The organism is Sunxiuqinia dokdonensis, assembly GCF_001270965.1.
Classification (GTDB): Bacteria; Bacteroidota; Bacteroidia; order Bacteroidales; family Prolixibacteraceae; genus Sunxiuqinia; species Sunxiuqinia dokdonensis.
The window spans coordinates 1-19,235 of record NZ_LGIA01000011.1 but is presented as its reverse complement, the minus strand read 5'-3'; the positions used below and the strand labels follow the sequence as shown (position 1 = coordinate 19,235).

Genomic DNA, 19,235 nt, shown 5'->3' with positions numbered 1-19,235 from the left:
TCATAAGGATTAACTAATTAGCCCCTGGTTATTGGGCATCCTGAAAGATGAGAACATAAAAAAAGGAAGTGAAAATCACTTCCTTTTTTATGTTGCTTACTTTGATTTATTTCGCATAGTTGACGGCTCGTAATTCACGAATCACGGTAATTTTAATTTGTCCGGGATACGTCATCTCGTCCTGAATATGCTTGGCAATATCGTACGATAGTTGCTCTGATTCTTTGTCCGAAATCTTATCGCTACCAACAATTACCCGCAGTTCGCGACCTGCTTGAATGGCGTAGGTTTTTAATACGCCTGGATATGAAAGGGCCAAATCTTCGAGAGCCTTCAGCCGTTTGATGTACGACTCAACAATCTCGCGCCGGGCGCCGGGACGAGCGCCTGAAATGGCATCGCAAACCTGAACAATCGGAGCCAACAAGGATTGCATCTCCACTTCATCGTGGTGTGCTCCAATGGCGTTGCAAATCTCCGGTTTCTCTTTAAATTTCTCGGCCAGTTTCATCCCCAATACAGCATGTGGCAACTCCGGCTCGTCGTCGGGCACCTTGCCAATATCGTGCAACAAGCCGGCACGCTTGGCCCATTTGGTGTTCAATCCAAGCTCCGAAGCCATAATGGCACACAGGTTGGCTACCTCACGCGAGTGCTGCAACAGGTTTTGGCCGTATGACGAACGGTACTTCATTTTACCAATCATCCGAATCAGTTCAGGATGCAATCCGTGTACCCCCAGATCAATCGCGGTCCGTTTACCGGTTTCGATAATTTCTTCTTCAACCTGCCTTTTCACCTTCGACACCACTTCTTCAATACGTGCCGGATGAATCCGTCCATCAGTCACCAACTGGTGTAAAGCCAGGCGGGCAATTTCGCGCCGAACCGGATCAAAGCCTGAAAGCACAATGGCTTCGGGCGTATCGTCAACGATAATCTCAACGCCGGTGGCAGCTTCCAAGGCCCGGATGTTCCGTCCTTCGCGACCAATAATCCGTCCTTTGATCTCATCGCTTTCAATGTGGAAAATCGTCACCGAATTTTCAATGGCTGTTTCGGTTGCCACGCGCTGAATGGTTTTCACCACCACTTTTTTCGCTTCTTTATTGGCCGTCAGCTTGGCTTCTTCCATAATCTCATTGATATAAGACATAGCTTCCGTTTGGGCCTCCCCTTTCAACGACTCCACCAACTGGTTTTTGGCTTCCTCGGCCGACAAGCCTGAAATGGCTTCCAGCTGTTCAACCTGCTGCCGGTGCATTTTATCCAGCTCTTCTTCTTTCTGCTGAACGACGTTTAGCTGGTTGGTCAGGTTTTCACGAATCGTGTCGGTTTCCTTTTTCGTCTGTTCAAATTCTTTAACTTTCCGTTGCAGCTCATCGCGCCGTTGCAAAAAAGCACTCTCCTTTTGCTTCAGTTTGTTTTCCAACAGCCCTACTTTATTATTCTTTTCGTTGATGAACTTTTCATGTTCTGTTTTCAACTGCAAGAACTTTTCCTTTGCCTGAAGGATTTTGTCCTTCTTAATGACTTCGCCTTCAACTTCGGCCTCCTTTATAATTTTCCTTTTCTTACTCTTCAGCGCCCGGTCCCATAAAAAATAGGAAAGCACACCCCCAAGCAGAAAACCAGAAATAGCGTATATAATTTCCATTTCAAATAAGTATTACTTTATATATATAATTAAACAAAAAAAGCCTGCCTAAAAATCCACTCCCAAGATATAATTCTTTTGGGACTGAATCAAAAGCGGGCTTCAACGATTCTATCTATTTTACTCGTTTATCGACAAATAATCCCCTAACATTTCGTTAAGTTCCTTGACTTTTTCAATAAATGGAGACTCATCAACTCGTTCTTCCAACTCCAGATTCCTCAATACAAACTGAAAAGCAGCCATCGCAAGAAAATCTTTTGAATCGTTTTCAGCATATTTTTTTTTGTACTGAAGAAGTATTTCATTGAGTATTTTCGCAGCTTTCCTGTACTTCTCCTCTTGCTCCTTCATAATGGTCAATGGATAAATCCGACCATCGATGTTAATATTTATTGAAAGCTTTTTCGTCATCTCGTCCTGTATCTGCTAAACATTCAGCTGAGCAATACATTTATCAATTTCCCGCACTATTTTTGTTATCCTTTGCTTCGCATCCTGCTTTTCGTCATCCGAAGCCATAAAAACTTTTGCCAACTTTAAATTGTCATACTTTTTAACCAGCAATTCATTCTCTTTACGAATTTTAGCCAATTCATCCTGCAAGTTTCGTAGCTGCTCCAGCAATTGTCCGTTTTCACTTTTCAAACTGTTCTGCTTCCCAATCAGCAGTCTGATTCTTGTCTTAAATTCATCAATTAGATATTGATCTTGCTCGGTCATTACAGCATGCTTTCTTCGACAAAATTAATATTTTTGCCCGATAGTTAATACGATGATCGTTTTATTTTAAGGATTGAAACCTGCCATACAACAATTCTGTCAATGCTCAGTTTTAAACACAAAACACTAATAGATTTCTTTATGCACTTGCGTTTTCTGATTTCACTTCTGTTATTCTCATCACTGGTCTCAGCCCAAGCTCCTGACCGTGAATACTTTCGATCGCCGGTTGATATTCCAATCCTGCTTTCCGGAAGTTTTGGAGAATTACGCTCCAATCATTTTCATTCCGGCATCGACATTAAGACGCAGGGGAAAAACGGACTCCCCATTTATGCAGCAGCTGCGGGCGACGTTTCTCGCATCTACATTTCCCCCGCTGGTTTTGGGCTGGCACTCTACATCGATCATCCGAACGGACAAACAACTGTTTACGGACATTTGTTGAGTTTCCGGGAGGATATTCAGGCCTATGCCCGCGAAATTCAATATGAGCGCCAATCGTTTGCTGTTGACCTGGCTGTTCCGAAAGGGACTTTCCGGGTTGAAAAAGGCGAGCAAATTGGGCTCAGTGGTAACAGCGGAAGCTCGGGCGGGCCGCATCTCCACTTCGAAATTCGAAATACCGAAAGTCAGAATCCGTTGAACCCTTTACTTTTCAATTTTCCGGTAACCGACAACATGAAACCCAAAATTCTATCGGCAGCTATTTATCCCCTGTCTGACGATGCCCATGTAGCCGGAGGATCGAGCGAGCGGGTGATTGAAACGGTTTATTACGATGGAGCCTATCATTTAAAAGGAAATCCCACCTTTTCAGTTTATGGTGATATTGGATTTGGGCTCCAGGCGCTCGATTACCTGGACGGAAGCTGGAGCAAGTGCGGCATTTACGAAATTAAACTGGCAGTTGACGGCGATCCGGTTTACACCTTTTTGATGAACGAACTGAGTTTTGCCGAAACCCGCTTTTTAAACAGCCACATTGATTACAATCACTACCGCCAGCATTACCGAAGGCTGCAAAAAAGTTGGGTTGATCCGGGAAATAAACTAAACAACTATCCCTTGCTGGTCAACCGCGGCGTGGTGAACCTGTCGGATGGACAACTGCACCAAATCACCTACGAAATTAACGACACCTATGGTAACACCAGCACCTTGACATTCCGTGTGCAATCGAAAGCGGTGAGTCTTGCCAGGCTTGAAAAAACAGGCCGATTAATCCGACACGATGAAAAAGAAGATTTTGAAACCGCGGGTCTTCAAGCGCTGTTCATGCCCGGAACCTTTTACTCCGATTTCAAGCTTGACTTTGAAACCAAACCGGCCAATAACCTGTATTATTCTCCGCTTTACCAGCTGCACAACGATCGCACGCCGGTGCACAACTCCTATTTGCTGAAACTAAAAGCAGATGGAGTTCCTGATTCGTTGAAGCCAAAATCGCTGATTGCGGTGATTGATGAAAAAAGCGGCAAAAAATGGTCAATGGGCGGGAATTATGAAGATGGCTGGGTCATGGCCCGTGTGCGACAAATGGGAACTTTTGCCATCAGTGTCGATACTGTTCCACCAACCATTCGCCCCCTGAGCATTGTGAACCAGAACCGGCTAACTGAGCAGCACCAAATTCGCTTCAAAATTGATGATGATTTTTCGGGCATCAGCACTTACCGCGGCGAAATCGACGGCCAATGGGTTTTGTTTGAATATGATGCCAAAAATAGTCTGATCACCTACGAATTTGACAAAGAGCGTTTTCAATTCGGAAAAAACCATTTACTGCAACTAACCGTGACGGATAGCAAAGCCAATACGACTCGTTACGAAGCCACGTTTTATCGTTAATACAAAAACTATTGAACTTTCAATTTCAATAGTCGACAGCAAGTGTTAAAATGTCAAGCGATTTTAGCTCAATCATTTCAAATACTTTTCACGCCACGAAAATCATTTTAACTTTGCCGCAATTGTAACTTAAACGCGTTTACTATGAAAGCATATGTATTTCCAGGGCAAGGCGCCCAGTTTCCGGGCATGGGAAAAGACCTGTACGAAAACTCGCCAGTTGCCAAAGAACTGTTTGATAAAGCCAACGAAATTCTCGGCTTCAACATCACCGATATCATGTTTGAAGGCAGTGCCGACGACCTCAAGCAAACCAAAGTCACACAACCGGCTATTTTCCTGCATTCGGTTATTCTGGCCAAAACGCTGGCCGACTTCAAACCGGAAATGGTTGCCGGACACTCGCTGGGCGAATTTTCGGCCTTGGTGGCCAACGGCACCTTAAATTTTGAAGACGGACTCCGCCTGGTATCGCAACGTGCGCAAGCCATGCAAAAAGCCTGCGAGTTGGAGCCATCGACCATGGCAGCCATTGTTGGGCTGGAAGATGAAGTGGTTGAAGAAGTTTGTGCATCGATTGAGGAGGTGGTTGTTCCGGCGAATTACAACTGTCCCGGCCAGCTGGTCATTTCCGGCTCAATTGCCGGTATCGACAAAGCTTGTGAAATGCTGACAGAAAAAGGAGCCAAACGTGCATTGAAACTGCCGGTTGGCGGCGCGTTCCACTCGCCACTGATGGAGCCTGCACGCGAAGAACTGGCTGCGGCGATTCAGTCCACTGCTTTTAGCACGCCGCTTTGCCCGGTATATCAAAACGTGAATGCGCAACCGGTAAGCGACCCGGAAACCATCAAGGAAAACCTGATTGCCCAATTAACGGCACCGGTAAAATGGACACAAACGGCCCAAAACATGCTGGCCGACGGAGCCACGCTATTCACCGAAATTGGTCCGGGAAAGGTGTTGCAGGGCTTGATTAAAAAAGTTGACCGCACCGCCGAAACTGCTGGTGTGAGCAACTACGAAGCTTAATAACAATACAACAACAATTCCGAAGGTGCCCGGCAAACGTGGCACCTTTTTTTGTTCGAAGTGAAAGCATTAGAAAGACTGCTCACCCACACTGATCAAAGCCTGCCGGTTCCTTCCATCCATCAGGATGGTCAGTTCTTCCTGAAAGCGAACATGCTTTACATAGTTCAATTCTTCCACCACGGGCTGTTGATTGAGCATGGCCATGTTGATGATTTCTTCCTGCGAGGCATGTTTTACTGCGAAATAACCTACGTTCATTGAAGTAACATTGTGAAAAAAGTGCGATCCCAGTGATCCGTCGAGCGGAAAATCCGGCAAGCCCATTTCAACGATGATGCGGGCGCGCGAAATTTGCGCCCAAATCACCGGAACTCCGGTAAACTGGTCTTTCGTTCCCCAGCGCCCGGGCCCAATCAGGATGTATTCCTTATTCTCGGCATCCATCTTTTTATTCATCCGGTGAATTTCACGCGCGATTTCCTTGGTATTCATCTTATCAAACTTTTCGGGATCCACAAAAACGACATCGCGAATACCCGACACTTCGCCATTGCCCATACCCTGTCGGGCAAACAACAGAACCCGATTCTTATCAACATCGCCTAAATCAATACTTAAGGCTTCCTCGCGACGAATCAGGGGTTTGATTTGGAGCAGATAAAAAGTGGGCAATCCGCCGTCGCCCTTTTCCAGATCCACCGCATATTCCATTTCGACTGGTGAGCCCATGGCTTCGCGAAACAAGCGTAACAAAAATCGAAGCGTATCGGCCAGCGGAATGTAGTTGTACTTTAAAATATTGGCAAAATCAATTACCCGGGGTCCTTTCAAGTCAATTCCGGGAACCAGATCGTCATTCTCCAAATCGTAAACCGAAGCACAGTGCTGAAGAAAGCCATCGTGCTCCGCATCTCTGATTTTGAATTTCCGGACTGCAGCATCTTCACCGTTCGTCACAATATTCACGTTCGGGTTGGACATGTCGAGCGCGTAAAACTCCTTTTGCGAATCGCGCACCTGGTCGCGCACCAAGGTTGGATTGATGGTTGGATACTTTGGACAAAACCGGAAAGCCTGCTCACCCCCAACCACATACATGCCCAGCCCGATAGCCGCTACGGCAAAGCCATCTTCCGGCTTCATATACGAAACCGGATAATAGTTGTACGACTGAGCCACCCCACTAATGGACGGGTAAAACCGTTTGTCGTGCTCTTGCCCGACCAGCGTTTGAATAATGACCGCCATTTTTTCTTCTTCAATTTTATAATTCACCGCATCGAAATACGAAATGGCCGACTCGGTAAAAATGCTGGCGTACACCAACTTCACGGCGTTGATCAGCTGTTGATACCGCACATACTTGTCCGGATGATTATTTGGCAACAAATACGTGGCATAAACACCCGAAAATGGTTGCAGAAGCGAATCTTCGAATAAACCCGAAGAACGCACAGCCAAAGGGCCTTTCATGACTTCGACATAACGAAACAACTTGGCTTTCAGTCCTTCACTCAAATGCGACTCCAAAAAAATCGCCTTGATGTGCTCATAATCGTTGTTGCTGTAAATTTCCTCGTAAAGATTGTTGATTTCCAGAAATTTATCGAACTCGATGGCGCCGATTACTGCGGTGGCAGGAATGCGAATATTGATGTTGGGGATAATTTTCTTGAAATCGATGTTCTCGATGAAATTACTCATGAAAGCCATGCCGCGCCCTTTTCCGCCCAACGAACCTTTTCCCATGCGGATAATGTAGCGATCGCTGTCAACAATAGCCGAATCGAAATTAATGATCCGTCCCCGCATCTTTTTCACCCGCACCTTTTCAAACACATCGAGGCAAAAGTTGCGCAACTCGTCGGCGCTATTGAAATCCTCGAAACGATAGGGCAACAACTGCTCGGCAATGTTAATCTCGCCACGCGCCATCAGCCAGGTTGAAAACGAATTGCGCTTCCCGTGATACGACAAAGCTTCATCAGGAATCAACTTGAACATTTCCTGAAACTCTTGCAAATTCCGGGCAACCATGATCGGGTTTCCAGACATATCTTTAAACACAAAACTTCCGAATCCCAGCCGTTTATATATAAAGTTGTGAATATCCATCGACAGACTTTCCGAGTTTTTGTTGATAAACTCAGCACCAATTTCGCGGGCACGCGCGGCATTGTTTACATCGTGACTCTGCAACAGGTAGGGAACCGGAAACCTCAGTATTTGCTTCACATATTTAAGCAGTTCGATACCTGCTTCCGGGTCGTCCACCCCGTTGCGAGTAAAACGCACATCCGAAATCACACTAAGCAAGTAGTCGCGATATTTATTGAGCATCTCCACGGCTTCTTCATAGGTGCTAACCAAAATCACCTTGGGCCGGGCACGCATCTTCAAAATCATATGCAAATCGTCAGCCGACTCATCCTGCACCAGGTTCTGGGTCTGCGTCATGATATTGGTGTACAACATGGGAAGGTAGCGCGAATAGTATTGAATCGAGTCTTCCACCAACAAAAGCATGCGCACGTTTCCGTTTTTGATATCAGCCTCGATGTTCTTTTTATCCTCGATATATTTGACCATTGCCAAAAACACGTTCGAATTTCCATTCCACACAAATACGCGATCAATGGAGTCGAACTGGTTGGCTGCTTCCTGAAAGTAACGCAGATCACCGTTGTTGTTTACAAGCAGAAGAATCGGGATGCATTGATTGGCATCATGCAAGACATCCGCCATTTTCACCGGAATATCCTTGTCGACCCCAACCATGATGATGACCAAGTCGAAATCGCGCTCCTCCATCATTTTCAGGGCGTCCTCTTCGGAATTGACACTGGTAAAGCGAGGGTAAGTGTACAAATTCAATTGCAGAAACTCACCGAAAATCTTATCGGTAAACTGCCCTTCGCGAACAATCGAATAACTGTCATAAAGGGTAGCAACCAGCAAAACTTCCTTCACTTTGGTGGGCATCAATTCTTCAAAAATGTCGCGATCGCTCTTTTTGCGCTTGTAAATTGAGGACAGGGAAATGTTATCCAGATTATCCATTTGTAATGATTTAGCAGAAACCAAATTGACTTGTCGGAAACTTGAAGGAAAAGCATGCTTGACCTCCATCTCCAACTTGACTATTTAAACGCTTGAAATTATTAAAAATCCATCGGTCGCCAACAAAAATGCCGGTGAATTCATTTCCGCTCTCAATAAGTCCATCAAAAATTTTTAATCTCATGCATTCCCTGATCCGACCCTTTGGTAAAAAACCGACGTCCACTTAACCATAATCATCGAAAATCAACAAAAAAACGGGCAAAAACAGCATCACTTTTTTGAGGTGAAAAGTTCGTTCGTCTGAGTTTCGAGGGGTTTTAGGCCCCAAAAAGTGCAGTTCATGAAATAAAACACAAAAATCAACGTCCATTGTTGTAGTTTATTAATTTTGTAACAATTTAATTCAAAACCGAATCTCGTGGACCTTACGTTACTATTAAACATTATTGCCAGTTTTGCAATTACCTACCTCATTATTCCTCCTGTTGTCCGGGTGTCCAAAGCGAAAAATTTGATGGATGTCCCCAACCAGCGAAAATTAAATACCACCGTAATTCCTACGTTGGGTGGTGTGGGCGTTTTTATTGCATTCAACATCAGCACTCTGGTATTTCTTCCCGACATCAAACTGACCGAACTCCGGTATCTTTACGTCGCGGTTATGATGATGTTTTTCATTGGACTGAAAGACGATCTATTGGTGATTTCGGCAAAAAAGAAATTTCTGGTTCAGGTTGCGGCTTCACTCCTGTTGGTCATCATGGGCAATTATCATATCACACAAGCATACGGATTATTTGGTTTAACCGAACTCGCGCCTTGGGTGAGCATTCCATTATCCGTATTCATACTGCTTTTTCTAATCAATGCCATCAACTTGATTGACGGAATTGATGGATTAGCCGCCGGAATCGGGGTTTTGGTTTGTTCCATTTTGGGAACCTGGTTTTTTGCCGTTGGGGCCATGAGCTACGCAATTATTTGCACCTCGGTGGCAGCCAGTCTGCTGGCATTTATGCGATTTAACCTTTGGGGCGGCAAGAATAAAATTTTCATGGGCGACACGGGCTCACTCATTTTGGGAATCACCCTGGGCACGCTCGCCATCACATTCAACGAACTCAATGCCGTTGTGGCAAACCCGGTCCATTTTAAACAGGCACCACTGGTTGTTATTGGTTTATTGATCGTGCCGATTACCGATACCATCCGGGTATTTGCCATTCGTATCTACCAAAAAAAGTCGCCTTTTTCGCCTGACAATAACCACATCCACCATCTGTTAATCAAAGCTGGTTTGCCGCATCTTACAGCCAGTGGGCTGCTGCTCGGATACACTTTATTTTTTACGCTGATGGCTTTAACAGTCCAATTCTATGTCGATATAACAACAGGTTTCGTTGTACTACTGGCTTCCAGCTTTTTTGCTGTTGCCGTCATCAATCTCAAATCGAAACAAATTCAGGCGGCAAAATACATTGCAACAGAAAAAGTCAAGATTATCAGACTTTTGCCTGTGGGTGTAAAAACAGATGGCAGCCGGTCTAATTTTCGAAGAAAAAATTCTTAATCGAATTCCGGATCATTTGCAAATCTCCGGCGACGAGCAGGCTCTAATCTCCCGACAGCATCATGTTTTTTACTTCGGAGGAAGATGTCAGCTTTTCCAATCTTTCCAGCAGAAGGTGTTTTTTCGGGGTGAAAAAGTTTCGTTTCGACCGCACAAATGAAAACGACAAAGGAGAAATACGCTCAAGTTCATCTTGAAATTGCTGACTGTAAAACTGCTTGTCAATGGCCACCGATTCGACAAAAAACAGCAAGATGCTTTTTTGCAACAACGCTTTAAAGTTCAGCTCACTCCGATCTAGCAATGGTTTCGAGCTGCTTAAAACATGTTCGCCAAAATGGTAGGTCTTGTAAACCATTCGATCCAAATGGCGCGTTTGAGCTACTTTTGAAAATGCGGTCATCACGCCATCGGCCAAGTCTTCTTTCACATCCTGAATATCATCCAACAGCTGCAGGTAAGCGCCATATCCGAACAGAAAAACCTTTTCCGCTTCACTGAGGTTACCGGCAATGAGATAACCATCGGCCAAAACGGACGCTCCGCCTTTGGCCAGGCAAATCCGCAGCGCTTCTTCTTCTGAAACCGAATTGCTCTGAAAAAGCTGCATGCTCTCCGTTTGCGCCTGGTGGATTCCCAATAGCGAATCATAAACACCGGGATACTGCCGTCGGTCATATTGATTTTCAATCTGCTCCACCAACTGATAGATTTTTTCCTCCTGTAGATTTTTCGGATCAACCTGATTTCCGGCTAACCGACTGGCAAAACGCTGGCTGAACTCCAACTTCTCGGCGGGTGAAATCAGCGGATCGTCCACAAAATTATCGGTGTAAGGGTAAAGCATGCTGTAAGCAAAAATAGCAGGAGTTAATTCAACACAGCGTCCTAAAATAAGCTGCAAGCCATTCATGATCCAAACATTGCGGCATGCCTGAAAAACGCTGATCACCGTTAGCTCCGAATCAAAATTGCGAGCCTGTTTAATAAAGTTTTTGGTTGATCGCATCATCTCCGGCGAAAACATCTGATCAATTTCTTCACAGCGATACGAAAATGCATTCAAAAACAAATCGCGCAACTGCGACAAAACCAGTTCATCTAAGAAATCTGATTCCGAATAGACCGAAAGCATGTCTGTGTCCAGCTTCTTCATCGATTTGAAAAACTGCTCCACACTGGCTTCCCGAAACTTCTTTTCTGCCACGGCATGCGAAGTTCCCCAGTCGGGCCGCTGCTCCCTGGATTGATCCCAGACCTTCATAAACTGATTGGTTAACCGACGATTTTCCATTACTTTAGTTTTTACGAAATGATACCGACAAATAAAAACAAAGGCTTCCATAAACAGAACATTTTTCCGATCAAAGGGTGGAAATCATCGATAAAACAGGGGATAATATTCAAATCCGATTAACTAAATTGCAACAAAATTGTATCAACATGAATTCCAGCCGATCAGAATACGAACAGCTTTTTTACAACGACGGTTACCAATTGGGAAAAGAAGCTGCTAAAAATGAATACAACGAAGAGGATTTGTTTCGGGCGATGGAACAACTGTACCTGGCCATTGACCAACTGATCGACTCGCTAGCGGTCATGGCTCAAAAACAAGACCAGCCGATTCACTGCAAAAAAGGATGTAATTATTGTTGCCACCAAGCTGTTTTTGCCAACTCGTATGAGTTGCATTACCTTGGAAATTTCGTTCAAAAACATTTTGATTCTGCGGGAATTCGACAGATTAAAGCGAAAGCAGCTACCAAAAACCAAACAACATCGAAACTGGACGAGCAGTCGGTGCTGAATTTCAAAAGCCCGTGTCCGCTGCTGAAAGACGGGACATGTTCCGTGTACGCTGCCCGACCGATGGCTTGCCGGATTTACCTTTCAACCAATGTTGGCTCTTGCATCGAATTTTATCAAAATCCAACAAATGAAGAAAATTACCCGGCCTTGCTTGAATTTCCGCTGATGGCCGGTCGCATGATGAACGAAGGTTTTATCGCGGCGCTGAAGGAAGCGGATATTGAAATCGCAGAATTCAGGCTGGAGGAAGGATTGCTGCATTTGTTTCAATCCGAATAGTCGCCAGTTGGCGGCGTGGATCCGCCGAGCCCACGATCCACCGGATTTTGGTCGGTCTTTGCCGATGGTGGCGGTGAACCACCAAGCCCTTTATCTACAATTTCATCCAGCTTGTCGTCCGGAATTAACCGATTGAAATCTTCGTTATTTGCCAGTTGATCTTCCATCGCTATAAATTTAGAGTCATAAAAAGTACAATTGAAATAATTCCAAGAACCAGCGTCACCACCGTAGCGAAATTCACCCAATCAATATACTTTAGCCGGCGAACCGCCGAACTTCGGCTATATTTTCCGGCATCAATTTCGCTGATTGTTCTATTGTGCTTGTTTTTTGCCCAAATATGTGAGCACAGATTAACCAACAGCGTCAACACCAAAAGTCCCCAACCAACAATCAGCAAAGCTTTATGGTTGGTGGTGGCCACATCGCCTGTTATATCTTTCACAAAGGCCATGGAAACAGCAATTGCACCAACACTGATGTAGGACAGCTGCTTTTCGAAAATTTCATTGCTCCTGGCCACCAGGCCAACCAGTTCAAGCCGGTATTTCTTTAATGATTTTGAGGGCTTCTGCTTTTTCATCAGAATAAACTTTCGTGAATGAATTTCTTATCGTTCTCATCAAACGAAATATTCTTAACCGTTCAGTTTCGTACGGAGATCGACCATTTTTTGTTGCCGATCCATCGAATAGTTTTGACTCTTTTGCTCAACAAAATCCAGCAAAACCAAGGCCTTGCGATAATAAATCTGCTGCCGAAAAAAAGTCTCACCATCCAGTGCCACATCGCCCAGTTGTTCTAGCAAGGAAGCAAACTGCACCATATTGTCGTCCGACAGTAACTTCTCTTCCAGGACAGCAACAAAAGCCTGATCCTCCAGAAAAAGAATATCATCTAAACGCTGGCCCAGTTCCTGTTCCAGCTCCACACGCACAGATTTCAGCTGGGCCGCGGGCTGATGCTCCTTTTTCAGGCGAAGAATCAACCGGGCCAAAAAAGCGCCCATTTCCTGTATTTGATGAATCAGATAATCGCGTCGTTCCATATTTTCATCTGAAAATTAAAGACATAAAGTTAAGCACAATTTATTCAAAACAGAACGAGTAGAGATCATCAGCTCCCGATTTCGCCGAGACAGGCTGGACACGTTACGTCGAAGACGTATCTCTTTTGTGTCTTTCGCATGTTTCATTGTCATTAAATATCGTTTTTGTAATTCCCTCACGAAATTATTTTTGAAAGGGAATTTTGTCGTACACCCTTTCAGTCATAGGTTGATATCAAACAAAGTGTATTATTTTTGTTTGCATGAAATTGCTAAAACCTTTGCTAATCCTATTCGCGTGCCTGCTCCTTTCATCACCGACAATGGCTCAGCGCAGCAACGCAACTGTTTTTGGAATCGTTCGCGGAGAAAATGGGCAACCGGTAGAACTGGCCAATGTGGCGCTCAAAAACCTTCCGATTGGCACAACCACTGACCGCCAGGGAAAATACCTGCTCCGGGTTCCGGCCAACCAGGAAATCACGTTTATTTATTCATACACCGGCTATCATACGCAGGAAAAATCGATTCGAGTGATTCGTGAAGAGCGGCTGGAAATCAATATTCAACTGGAAATCAACACCGAGGAAATTGACGAAGTAGAAGTATCGGGACGGAAACGTGCCAACAGCAATATGAGCCGGATCGATCCGGTTTTCACCAGCAGCATGCCCAATGCAACCGGCAGCGGCGTCGAAGCTTTGATCAAAACACTTCCCGGTGTTTCATCCAATAACGAGCTGAGCGCACAATATTCGGTGCGTGGCGGCAATTTCGACGAGAACCTGGTGTATGTGAACGATATTGAAATCTACCGCCCTTTCCTGGTGCGATCGGGCCAGCAGGAAGGATTGAGTTTTATTCATTCGGACATGGTGTCAACCATCGAGTTTTCGGCAGGTGGTTTCGATGCCAAATATGGCGATAAAATGGCGTCGGTGCTCGACATCAAATACCGCAAACCAACGGAATTTAAAGGAAGTACCAGTGTCAGTCTGCTAGGCGCAACCATGCATGTAGAAGACCTGAGCGAGAACAAAAAGCTAAGCTACATTGGTGGTGTCCGATACAAAACCAACCGCTACCTACTCGGAAGCCTGGATGAACAAGGAGATTATGATCCCAACTTTATCGACATTCAAACTTACATCACCTACCACTTTTCCGACCGATTCGACTTGTCATTTCTGGGAAATGTGGCCCGGAACAATTACCATTTTGTGCCCGAAACCCGGGAAACAACTTTCGGAACCTTTCAAACCGCCTACAACACCAAAATCTATTTTGAAGGACAGGAAAAAGATCAGTTTGCCACCTCGCTTGGAGCGCTGTCGGCCAATTATCATCCCAATAACCAGCTCAATCTTAAATTTATCGCATCCGCTTTTCAAACCCGCGAAGAAGTGAACTACGACATTTTGGGCGATTATTACCTCAACGAACTGGAGCGCGACCTTGCCTCCGAATCGCACGGCGATAGCGTGCTCAACCTGGGTGTGGGCACCTTTCTGAATCATGCCAGGAACAAGCTGGAGGCCAGCGTTTTTAGCTTTTCGCATAAAGGCGCTTACAACAGCACCAGCCATTTGCTGAATTGGGAAGTTAAATTTCAGATTGAAGACATTGACGACCGGATGAATGAATGGGAAATGCGCGATTCAACCGGCTATTCGCTTCCCTACTCCGATGAGGAAGTGAAGCTTTTCCGCGTAGTCAACACCAACAACCAGATGCGCACCAGCCGTTTTTCAGGCCATCTACAAGATACCTATGCCGTGCCCATCAACAAAGGGGAGCTTTATTTTACTGGCGGACTCCGCTTCCATTACTGGGATTATTCCGAAGAGTTTTTGCTAAGTCCGCGTTTCGCCATCAAGTATTACCCCGATTGGCACGCCAATTTTGCCTTTCGCCTGTCCGGAGGAATTTACCAGCAACCAGCCTTTTTCAAAGAACTAAAAGACCGCGATGGGAATATCAATCCCAATGTTAAAGCGCAAAAGTCAACCCAGTTCGTGTTGGGCTCCGATTACTTGTTCCAGGCTTGGGACCGTCCGTTTAAACTCACTTCGGAATTGTATTACAAATACTTTTCGCACCTAATCCCTTACCAGATCGACAACGTGCAGATTCGTTATCTGGGCAATCAGGAAGCCACTGGTTATGCTGCCGGACTGGACTTCAAGGTGAATGGCGAGTTTGTGAGCGGCGTGCAGTCGTGGGCCAGCCTTTCGCTGTTGCAGACCAAGGAAAACATCGTAGGTGACGGGTACGGCTGGATTCCTCGTCCAACAGATCAAACCATCAACCTAAGCTTATTCTTCCAAGACTATTTCCCCGGAAATCCAAGCTATAAAATGCACCTGGCCGCCTTCTTCGGTTCGCGCCTGCCAACCGGCCCACCCAATGGCGAACGTTACCAAGACACGTTCCGAATGCCCCCCTACCGCCGTTTGGACATCGGCTTCTCCAAAGTGCTGATTGGCCCCGAAACCCGATCTTCCAGCCAACTGCTCAAGCAGGTGGAAGACCTCTCGCTTAGCCTCGAAGTGCTCAACTTGCTCGACATCAACAATACCGTTTCGTACTTTTGGGCTTCAAGCCACAGTGGCGACATGTTTGCTGTACCCAATTACCTGACGAACAGAAAATTAAACCTCAAATTAACCGTAAAATTCTAGTTTATGAAACTTCCTGTTTTTCAAGTCGATGCTTTTGCCGAAGAACTATTTCAGGGAAATCCGGCAGCCGTTGTTCCCTTAACCGAATGGCTGAGCGATGAAACTATGCAGGCCATCTCCCTGGAAAACAACCTATCGGAAACCGCCTTTTTTTGTGCCTACCCAAGCAGGCTTTGAAATTCGCTGGTTCACGCCCAAAGCTGAAGTTGATTTGTGCGGACATGCCACTTTAGCCACAGCTTACGTAATTTTCAACGAAGCGGCTTACCCCAGAAACACAATCTCGTTTGGCAGCCGAAGTGGTGAGTTGACCGTATCAAAAAAAGGCGATTTGCTGGAACTCAATTTTCCGGTGGATGAAATTCGCCCCATCGAAGAACCGACAAGCTTAACCCAGGCATTGGGAAAAAAGCCAAGCGCTTGCTACATGGGCAAAACCGACTTTTTGATGATCTACGAAACGGAGAAAGACATTGAGCAGTTGAAGCCGGATTTTGGCACATTGGCCCAAACCGGGGCTCGTGGAATCATCGCTACGGCACCGGGAAATGAAGTGGATTTTGTCAGTCGCTTTTTTGCGCCCGGCGTTGGCATTGACGAAGATCCGGTGACCGGTTCGGCGCACACCACTCTTATGCCCTACTGGACTGAGAAGCTCGGAAAAACAGACTTGTCGGCCAGGCAAATCTCCGCGCGGGGAGGTCAATTACAATGCAGCTTACAAGGCGATCGGGTACTGATTGCCGGAAAAGCCAAAACCTACTTGCGGGGCGAAATCTTTTTGGATTGAATTCGCTGGGAAATAGAAGCTGAACCTCAATGCATGATGCTCCAAGACCAAATTAAAAGAAGTTGAAAACATTGAATACTGTGGGTGTGCGACAAAATTCCTATTCCCCATATTTAAACAACGAAATGCGCGAAAGTTCACCAAATAAAATATAACAATGGAACTAATCTATGCTGAAGAAGCCTATAAAATTCAAGGGGCTGCGTTTGAAGTTTACAAAGAAATCGGATGTGGATTTTTGGAAGCAGTGTACCAGGAGTGTCTTGAAAATGAATTTTCGATGCAGGGAATCCCTTTTTCCTCCCAATGTGAGTTAAAGCTGAAATATAAAGGAGAAGCACTTCGGCAAACGTACAAGCCTGATTTTATCTGCTATGGAAAGATAATTGTGGAAATCAAGGCTGTGAAAGAATTTACAAACGAACATCAGGCACAAGTTTTAAACTATCTGAAAGCAACTGGCATGGAATTGGGCCTGTTGATCAATTTTGGTTCCCATCCCAAGGCGGAAACTAAACGACTGATATGGAGCCATTAACTCTAATCCGGAAAAACACGAACAAAAATTGCACTGCAATTCTTAATCCGTCAAAAGCTCCCGGTTTTACCGGAGCAGGCCGGGCACGTTACGTCGAAGACGTATCTCTTTTGTGTCTTTCGCGTTTTTTGTTGTCATTAAATATCGTTTTTGTAATTCCCTCATGAAATTATTATTGAAAGGGAATTTTGTCGTACGCCCTTTCAATCTTAATATGGGTTGATATCGATTAAAGTGTATTATTTTTGTTTGGTATGCGACTAAATCCCCGATTCTTATACGAAACAACGAAATGCACTAAAGTTCACCAAATAAAATATAACAATGGAACTAATCTATGCTGAAGAAGCCTATAAGATTCAAGGGGCTGCGTTTGAAGTTTACAAAGAAATCGGATGTGGATTTTTGGAAAGCAACTGGCATGGAATTGGGCCTGTTGATCAACTTTGGGTCCCATCCCAAGGCGGAAACTAAACGACCGATATGGAGCCATTAACTCGAATCCCGAAAAACACGAACAGAAATTGCCCTGCAATTTTTAATCCGTCAAAAGCTCCCGGATTCGCTGGGACTGGCAGGACAAAATTACGTCGTAGGCCTATCTCTTTTTGTGTCTTTCGCGCATTTCGTTGTCATTAAATATCGTTTTTGTAATTCCCTCACGAAATTATTTTCGAAACAAAATTTTGTCCTACTCCCAACACTGTTGAAAATAATTGTGTTCGACCATCTTCAATAGTGTTCAATGGTCTTCTACCGTTTTCCTGATGCACATATACACAAAACTTGACTCCGAAAAACTTTCAGAACGTCCTCTTGTTTGAGTTAATAATCGGTATAAACACAACATTCGGAAAGTTATGGAAGTACATCAATATACCAACGAACTCATTTATGAAACTTCGCCTTATCTGCTGCAACATGCGCACAACCCGGTCAACTGGATGCCTTGGGGCGATAAAGCCCTGAGCCAGGCCCGCCGGGAAAACAAACTGCTGCTCATCAGTATTGGCTATGCTGCCTGCCATTGGTGCCACGTGATGGAGCACGAATCGTTTGAAGATCCGGAAGTTGCCCGGGTGATGAACCAACATTTTGTGTGCATTAAAGTCGACCGGGAAGAACGCCCCGATGTGGACCAGATTTACATGAGCGCCGTGCAACTGATGACCCAGCGCGGAGGTTGGCCGTTAAACGCGATTGCCCTGCCCGACGGACGTCCAATCTGGGGAGGAACTTATTTTCAAAAAGAAGTATGGATAAACGCGCTGGAACAAATACAGGCCTATCATCACCAAAATCCGGAACGAACGCTCGAATATGCCGAACGCTTAAGCGAAGGAATCCGCGAAAGCAACCTGGTCCCGATTAGTAAAAACAGTCAGCTGGTGGAACTGGATCAGTTGAAAGAAGCGGTTCAACGCTGGAAACCAAACTTCGACCGGCAGGAAGGCGGCAGCCAGGGTGCCCCCAAGTTTATGATGCCCAACAACCTGCAATTTCTGTTGCGCTGGGCGCACCAAGCAAACGATCTGGAAACGCAAGACCATGTGGAAAACACCCTCGACAAAATGGCGATGGGCGGGATTTATGACCAGCTTGGCGGTGGCTTTGCGCGCTACTCAACCGATACGCAATGGAAAGTTCCGCACTTCGAAAAAATGCTGTACGACAACGCTCAACTTTTATCTGTCTATGCCCAAGCTTTTCAAAAAACACAAAAACCCCTGTACCACGAAGTTGTGGAACAAACCATCGAATTTCTGAAACGCGAATTGCTTTCACCTGAAAACGGTTTTTACTCATCGCTGGATGCCGACAGCGAAGGTGAAGAAGGCAAGTTTTACGTGTGGCAAAAATCCGAACTGCAAGATTTGTTGGGTGATGATTTTCCTCTATTCTCCGACTACTACCAGGTGAATGAAACCGGCTATTGGGAAGAAGGAAACTACATTCTGCTTCGAAAACAAGTCGATGAAACCTTCGCTAAAAAACATGAATTGTCGTTGGAGGAGTTGAAACAAAAAATTAGCAAATGGCACAAAATCCTGCTTCCAGCGCGCGAACAGCGCATTCGTCCGGGGCTGGATGACAAAATCCTGACTTCGTGGAATGCACTGGCCATCTCGGGCCTGGTGGATGCCTACCAAGCCTTTGGGAACGCTGAATACCTGGAATTGGCGGA

At 45.3% G+C, this 19,235-nt stretch carries 18 protein-coding genes; 10 read left to right on the top strand and 8 right to left on the bottom strand.

Annotation, left to right across the window (positions count from 1 at the left end):
- Window positions 1-106: 106 nt before the first annotated feature.
- The 3 genes from rny to NC99_RS00975 all read right to left on the bottom strand — a co-directional run bounded on the left by rny (window position 107) and on the right by NC99_RS00975 (window position 2,380).
- A complete protein-coding gene (gene rny / locus NC99_RS00985; protein WP_053178932.1) occupies window positions 107-1,657 on the bottom strand; it encodes a ribonuclease Y in 1,551 nt (516 codons plus the stop codon).
- Between the two features lie 120 nt (window positions 1,658-1,777).
- The gene (locus tag NC99_RS00980) at window positions 1,778-2,071 is read right to left on the bottom strand and encodes a cell division protein ZapA (protein WP_053178930.1); all 294 of its coding nucleotides are present in this window, start codon (window positions 2,069-2,071) and stop codon (window positions 1,778-1,780) included.
- A gap of 15 nt (window positions 2,072-2,086) precedes the next feature.
- Window positions 2,087-2,380: a hypothetical protein gene (locus NC99_RS00975; RefSeq protein WP_053178929.1), complete on the bottom strand. Its 294-nt coding sequence runs from the start codon at window positions 2,378-2,380 to the stop codon at window positions 2,087-2,089.
- 141 nt (window positions 2,381-2,521) lie between these two features.
- On the opposite strand from NC99_RS00975, the gene NC99_RS00970 reads away from it, so the two are divergent.
- Window positions 2,522-4,231: a M23 family metallopeptidase gene (locus tag NC99_RS00970; protein WP_204374857.1), complete on the top strand. Its 1,710-nt coding sequence runs from the start codon at window positions 2,522-2,524 to the stop codon at window positions 4,229-4,231.
- A gap of 144 nt (window positions 4,232-4,375) precedes the next feature.
- Window positions 4,376-5,263, top strand: coding sequence for an ACP S-malonyltransferase (fabD, locus tag NC99_RS00965; RefSeq protein WP_053178924.1), 888 nt, complete (start codon window positions 4,376-4,378; stop codon window positions 5,261-5,263).
- A 69-nt stretch (window positions 5,264-5,332) separates the two neighbouring features.
- Here fabD and NC99_RS00960 read toward each other — a convergent pair whose 3' ends face one another.
- Window positions 5,333-8,326, bottom strand: a complete 2,994-nt coding sequence (locus tag NC99_RS00960) for a PEP/pyruvate-binding domain-containing protein (RefSeq protein WP_053178922.1) — start codon at window positions 8,324-8,326, stop codon at window positions 5,333-5,335.
- A 421-nt stretch (window positions 8,327-8,747) separates the two neighbouring features.
- On the opposite strand from NC99_RS00960, the gene NC99_RS00955 reads away from it, so the two are divergent.
- A complete protein-coding gene (locus NC99_RS00955; protein ID WP_053178920.1) occupies window positions 8,748-9,899 on the top strand; it encodes a glycosyltransferase family 4 protein in 1,152 nt (383 codons plus the stop codon).
- 43 nt (window positions 9,900-9,942) lie between these two features.
- Here the strand turns inward: NC99_RS00955 and NC99_RS00950 are convergent, their stop codons facing one another.
- Window positions 9,943-11,193 carry an isoprenoid biosynthesis enzyme family protein gene (locus NC99_RS00950; RefSeq protein WP_053178917.1) on the bottom strand — a complete coding sequence of 417 codons (1,251 nt, stop codon included), beginning with the start codon at window positions 11,191-11,193 and terminating at the stop codon, window positions 9,943-9,945.
- Between the two features lie 149 nt (window positions 11,194-11,342).
- Here NC99_RS00950 and NC99_RS00945 point away from each other — a divergent pair, with 149 nt between their 5' ends.
- Complete coding sequence (locus tag NC99_RS00945) at window positions 11,343-11,990, top strand: YkgJ family cysteine cluster protein (RefSeq protein WP_082326243.1); 648 nt, start codon at window positions 11,343-11,345, stop codon at window positions 11,988-11,990.
- Here the strand turns inward: NC99_RS00945 and NC99_RS00940 are convergent.
- The 3 genes from NC99_RS00940 to NC99_RS00930 are packed head-to-tail and all read right to left on the bottom strand — an operon-like array spanning window position 11,978 to window position 13,041.
- Window positions 11,978-12,157 carry a hypothetical protein gene (locus NC99_RS00940; RefSeq protein ID WP_053178914.1) on the bottom strand — a complete coding sequence of 60 codons (180 nt, stop codon included), beginning with the start codon at window positions 12,155-12,157 and terminating at the stop codon, window positions 11,978-11,980. The two genes, NC99_RS00945 and NC99_RS00940, sit on opposite strands and share 13 nt — an antisense overlap.
- 2 nt (window positions 12,158-12,159) lie before the next feature.
- The gene (locus NC99_RS00935; protein WP_053178912.1) at window positions 12,160-12,576 is read right to left on the bottom strand and encodes a hypothetical protein; all 417 of its coding nucleotides are present in this window, start codon (window positions 12,574-12,576) and stop codon (window positions 12,160-12,162) included.
- Between the two features lie 54 nt (window positions 12,577-12,630).
- Complete coding sequence (locus tag NC99_RS00930; RefSeq protein WP_053178910.1) at window positions 12,631-13,041, bottom strand: PD-(D/E)XK nuclease family protein; 411 nt, start codon at window positions 13,039-13,041, stop codon at window positions 12,631-12,633.
- 263 nt (window positions 13,042-13,304) lie between these two features.
- On the opposite strand from NC99_RS00930, the gene NC99_RS00925 reads away from it, so the two are divergent.
- From NC99_RS00925 to NC99_RS00910, 6 genes are all read left to right on the top strand, one after another.
- Complete coding sequence (locus tag NC99_RS00925; RefSeq protein WP_082326242.1) at window positions 13,305-15,722, top strand: TonB-dependent receptor; 2,418 nt, start codon at window positions 13,305-13,307, stop codon at window positions 15,720-15,722.
- A 3-nt stretch (window positions 15,723-15,725) separates the two neighbouring features.
- Window positions 15,726-15,899, top strand: coding sequence for a PhzF family phenazine biosynthesis protein (locus NC99_RS22540; RefSeq protein WP_262509295.1), 174 nt, complete (start codon window positions 15,726-15,728; stop codon window positions 15,897-15,899).
- Window positions 15,877-16,512 carry a PhzF family phenazine biosynthesis protein gene (locus tag NC99_RS00920; protein ID WP_262509294.1) on the top strand — a complete coding sequence of 212 codons (636 nt, stop codon included), beginning with the start codon at window positions 15,877-15,879 and terminating at the stop codon, window positions 16,510-16,512. Before NC99_RS22540 ends, NC99_RS00920 begins: the two co-directional genes overlap by 23 nt.
- 157 nt (window positions 16,513-16,669) lie before the next feature.
- Complete coding sequence (locus tag NC99_RS00915; RefSeq protein ID WP_053178907.1) at window positions 16,670-17,050, top strand: GxxExxY protein; 381 nt, start codon at window positions 16,670-16,672, stop codon at window positions 17,048-17,050.
- Between the two features lie 324 nt (window positions 17,051-17,374).
- On the top strand, window positions 17,375-17,524 hold the full coding sequence (locus tag NC99_RS22025; protein WP_162231116.1) for a GxxExxY protein: 150 nt from the start codon (window positions 17,375-17,377) through the stop codon (window positions 17,522-17,524).
- 386 nt (window positions 17,525-17,910) lie between these two features.
- Window positions 17,911-19,235, top strand: a 1,325-nt coding sequence (locus NC99_RS00910) for a thioredoxin domain-containing protein (protein ID WP_157624332.1), incomplete at its 3' end; no start/stop codon positions are given.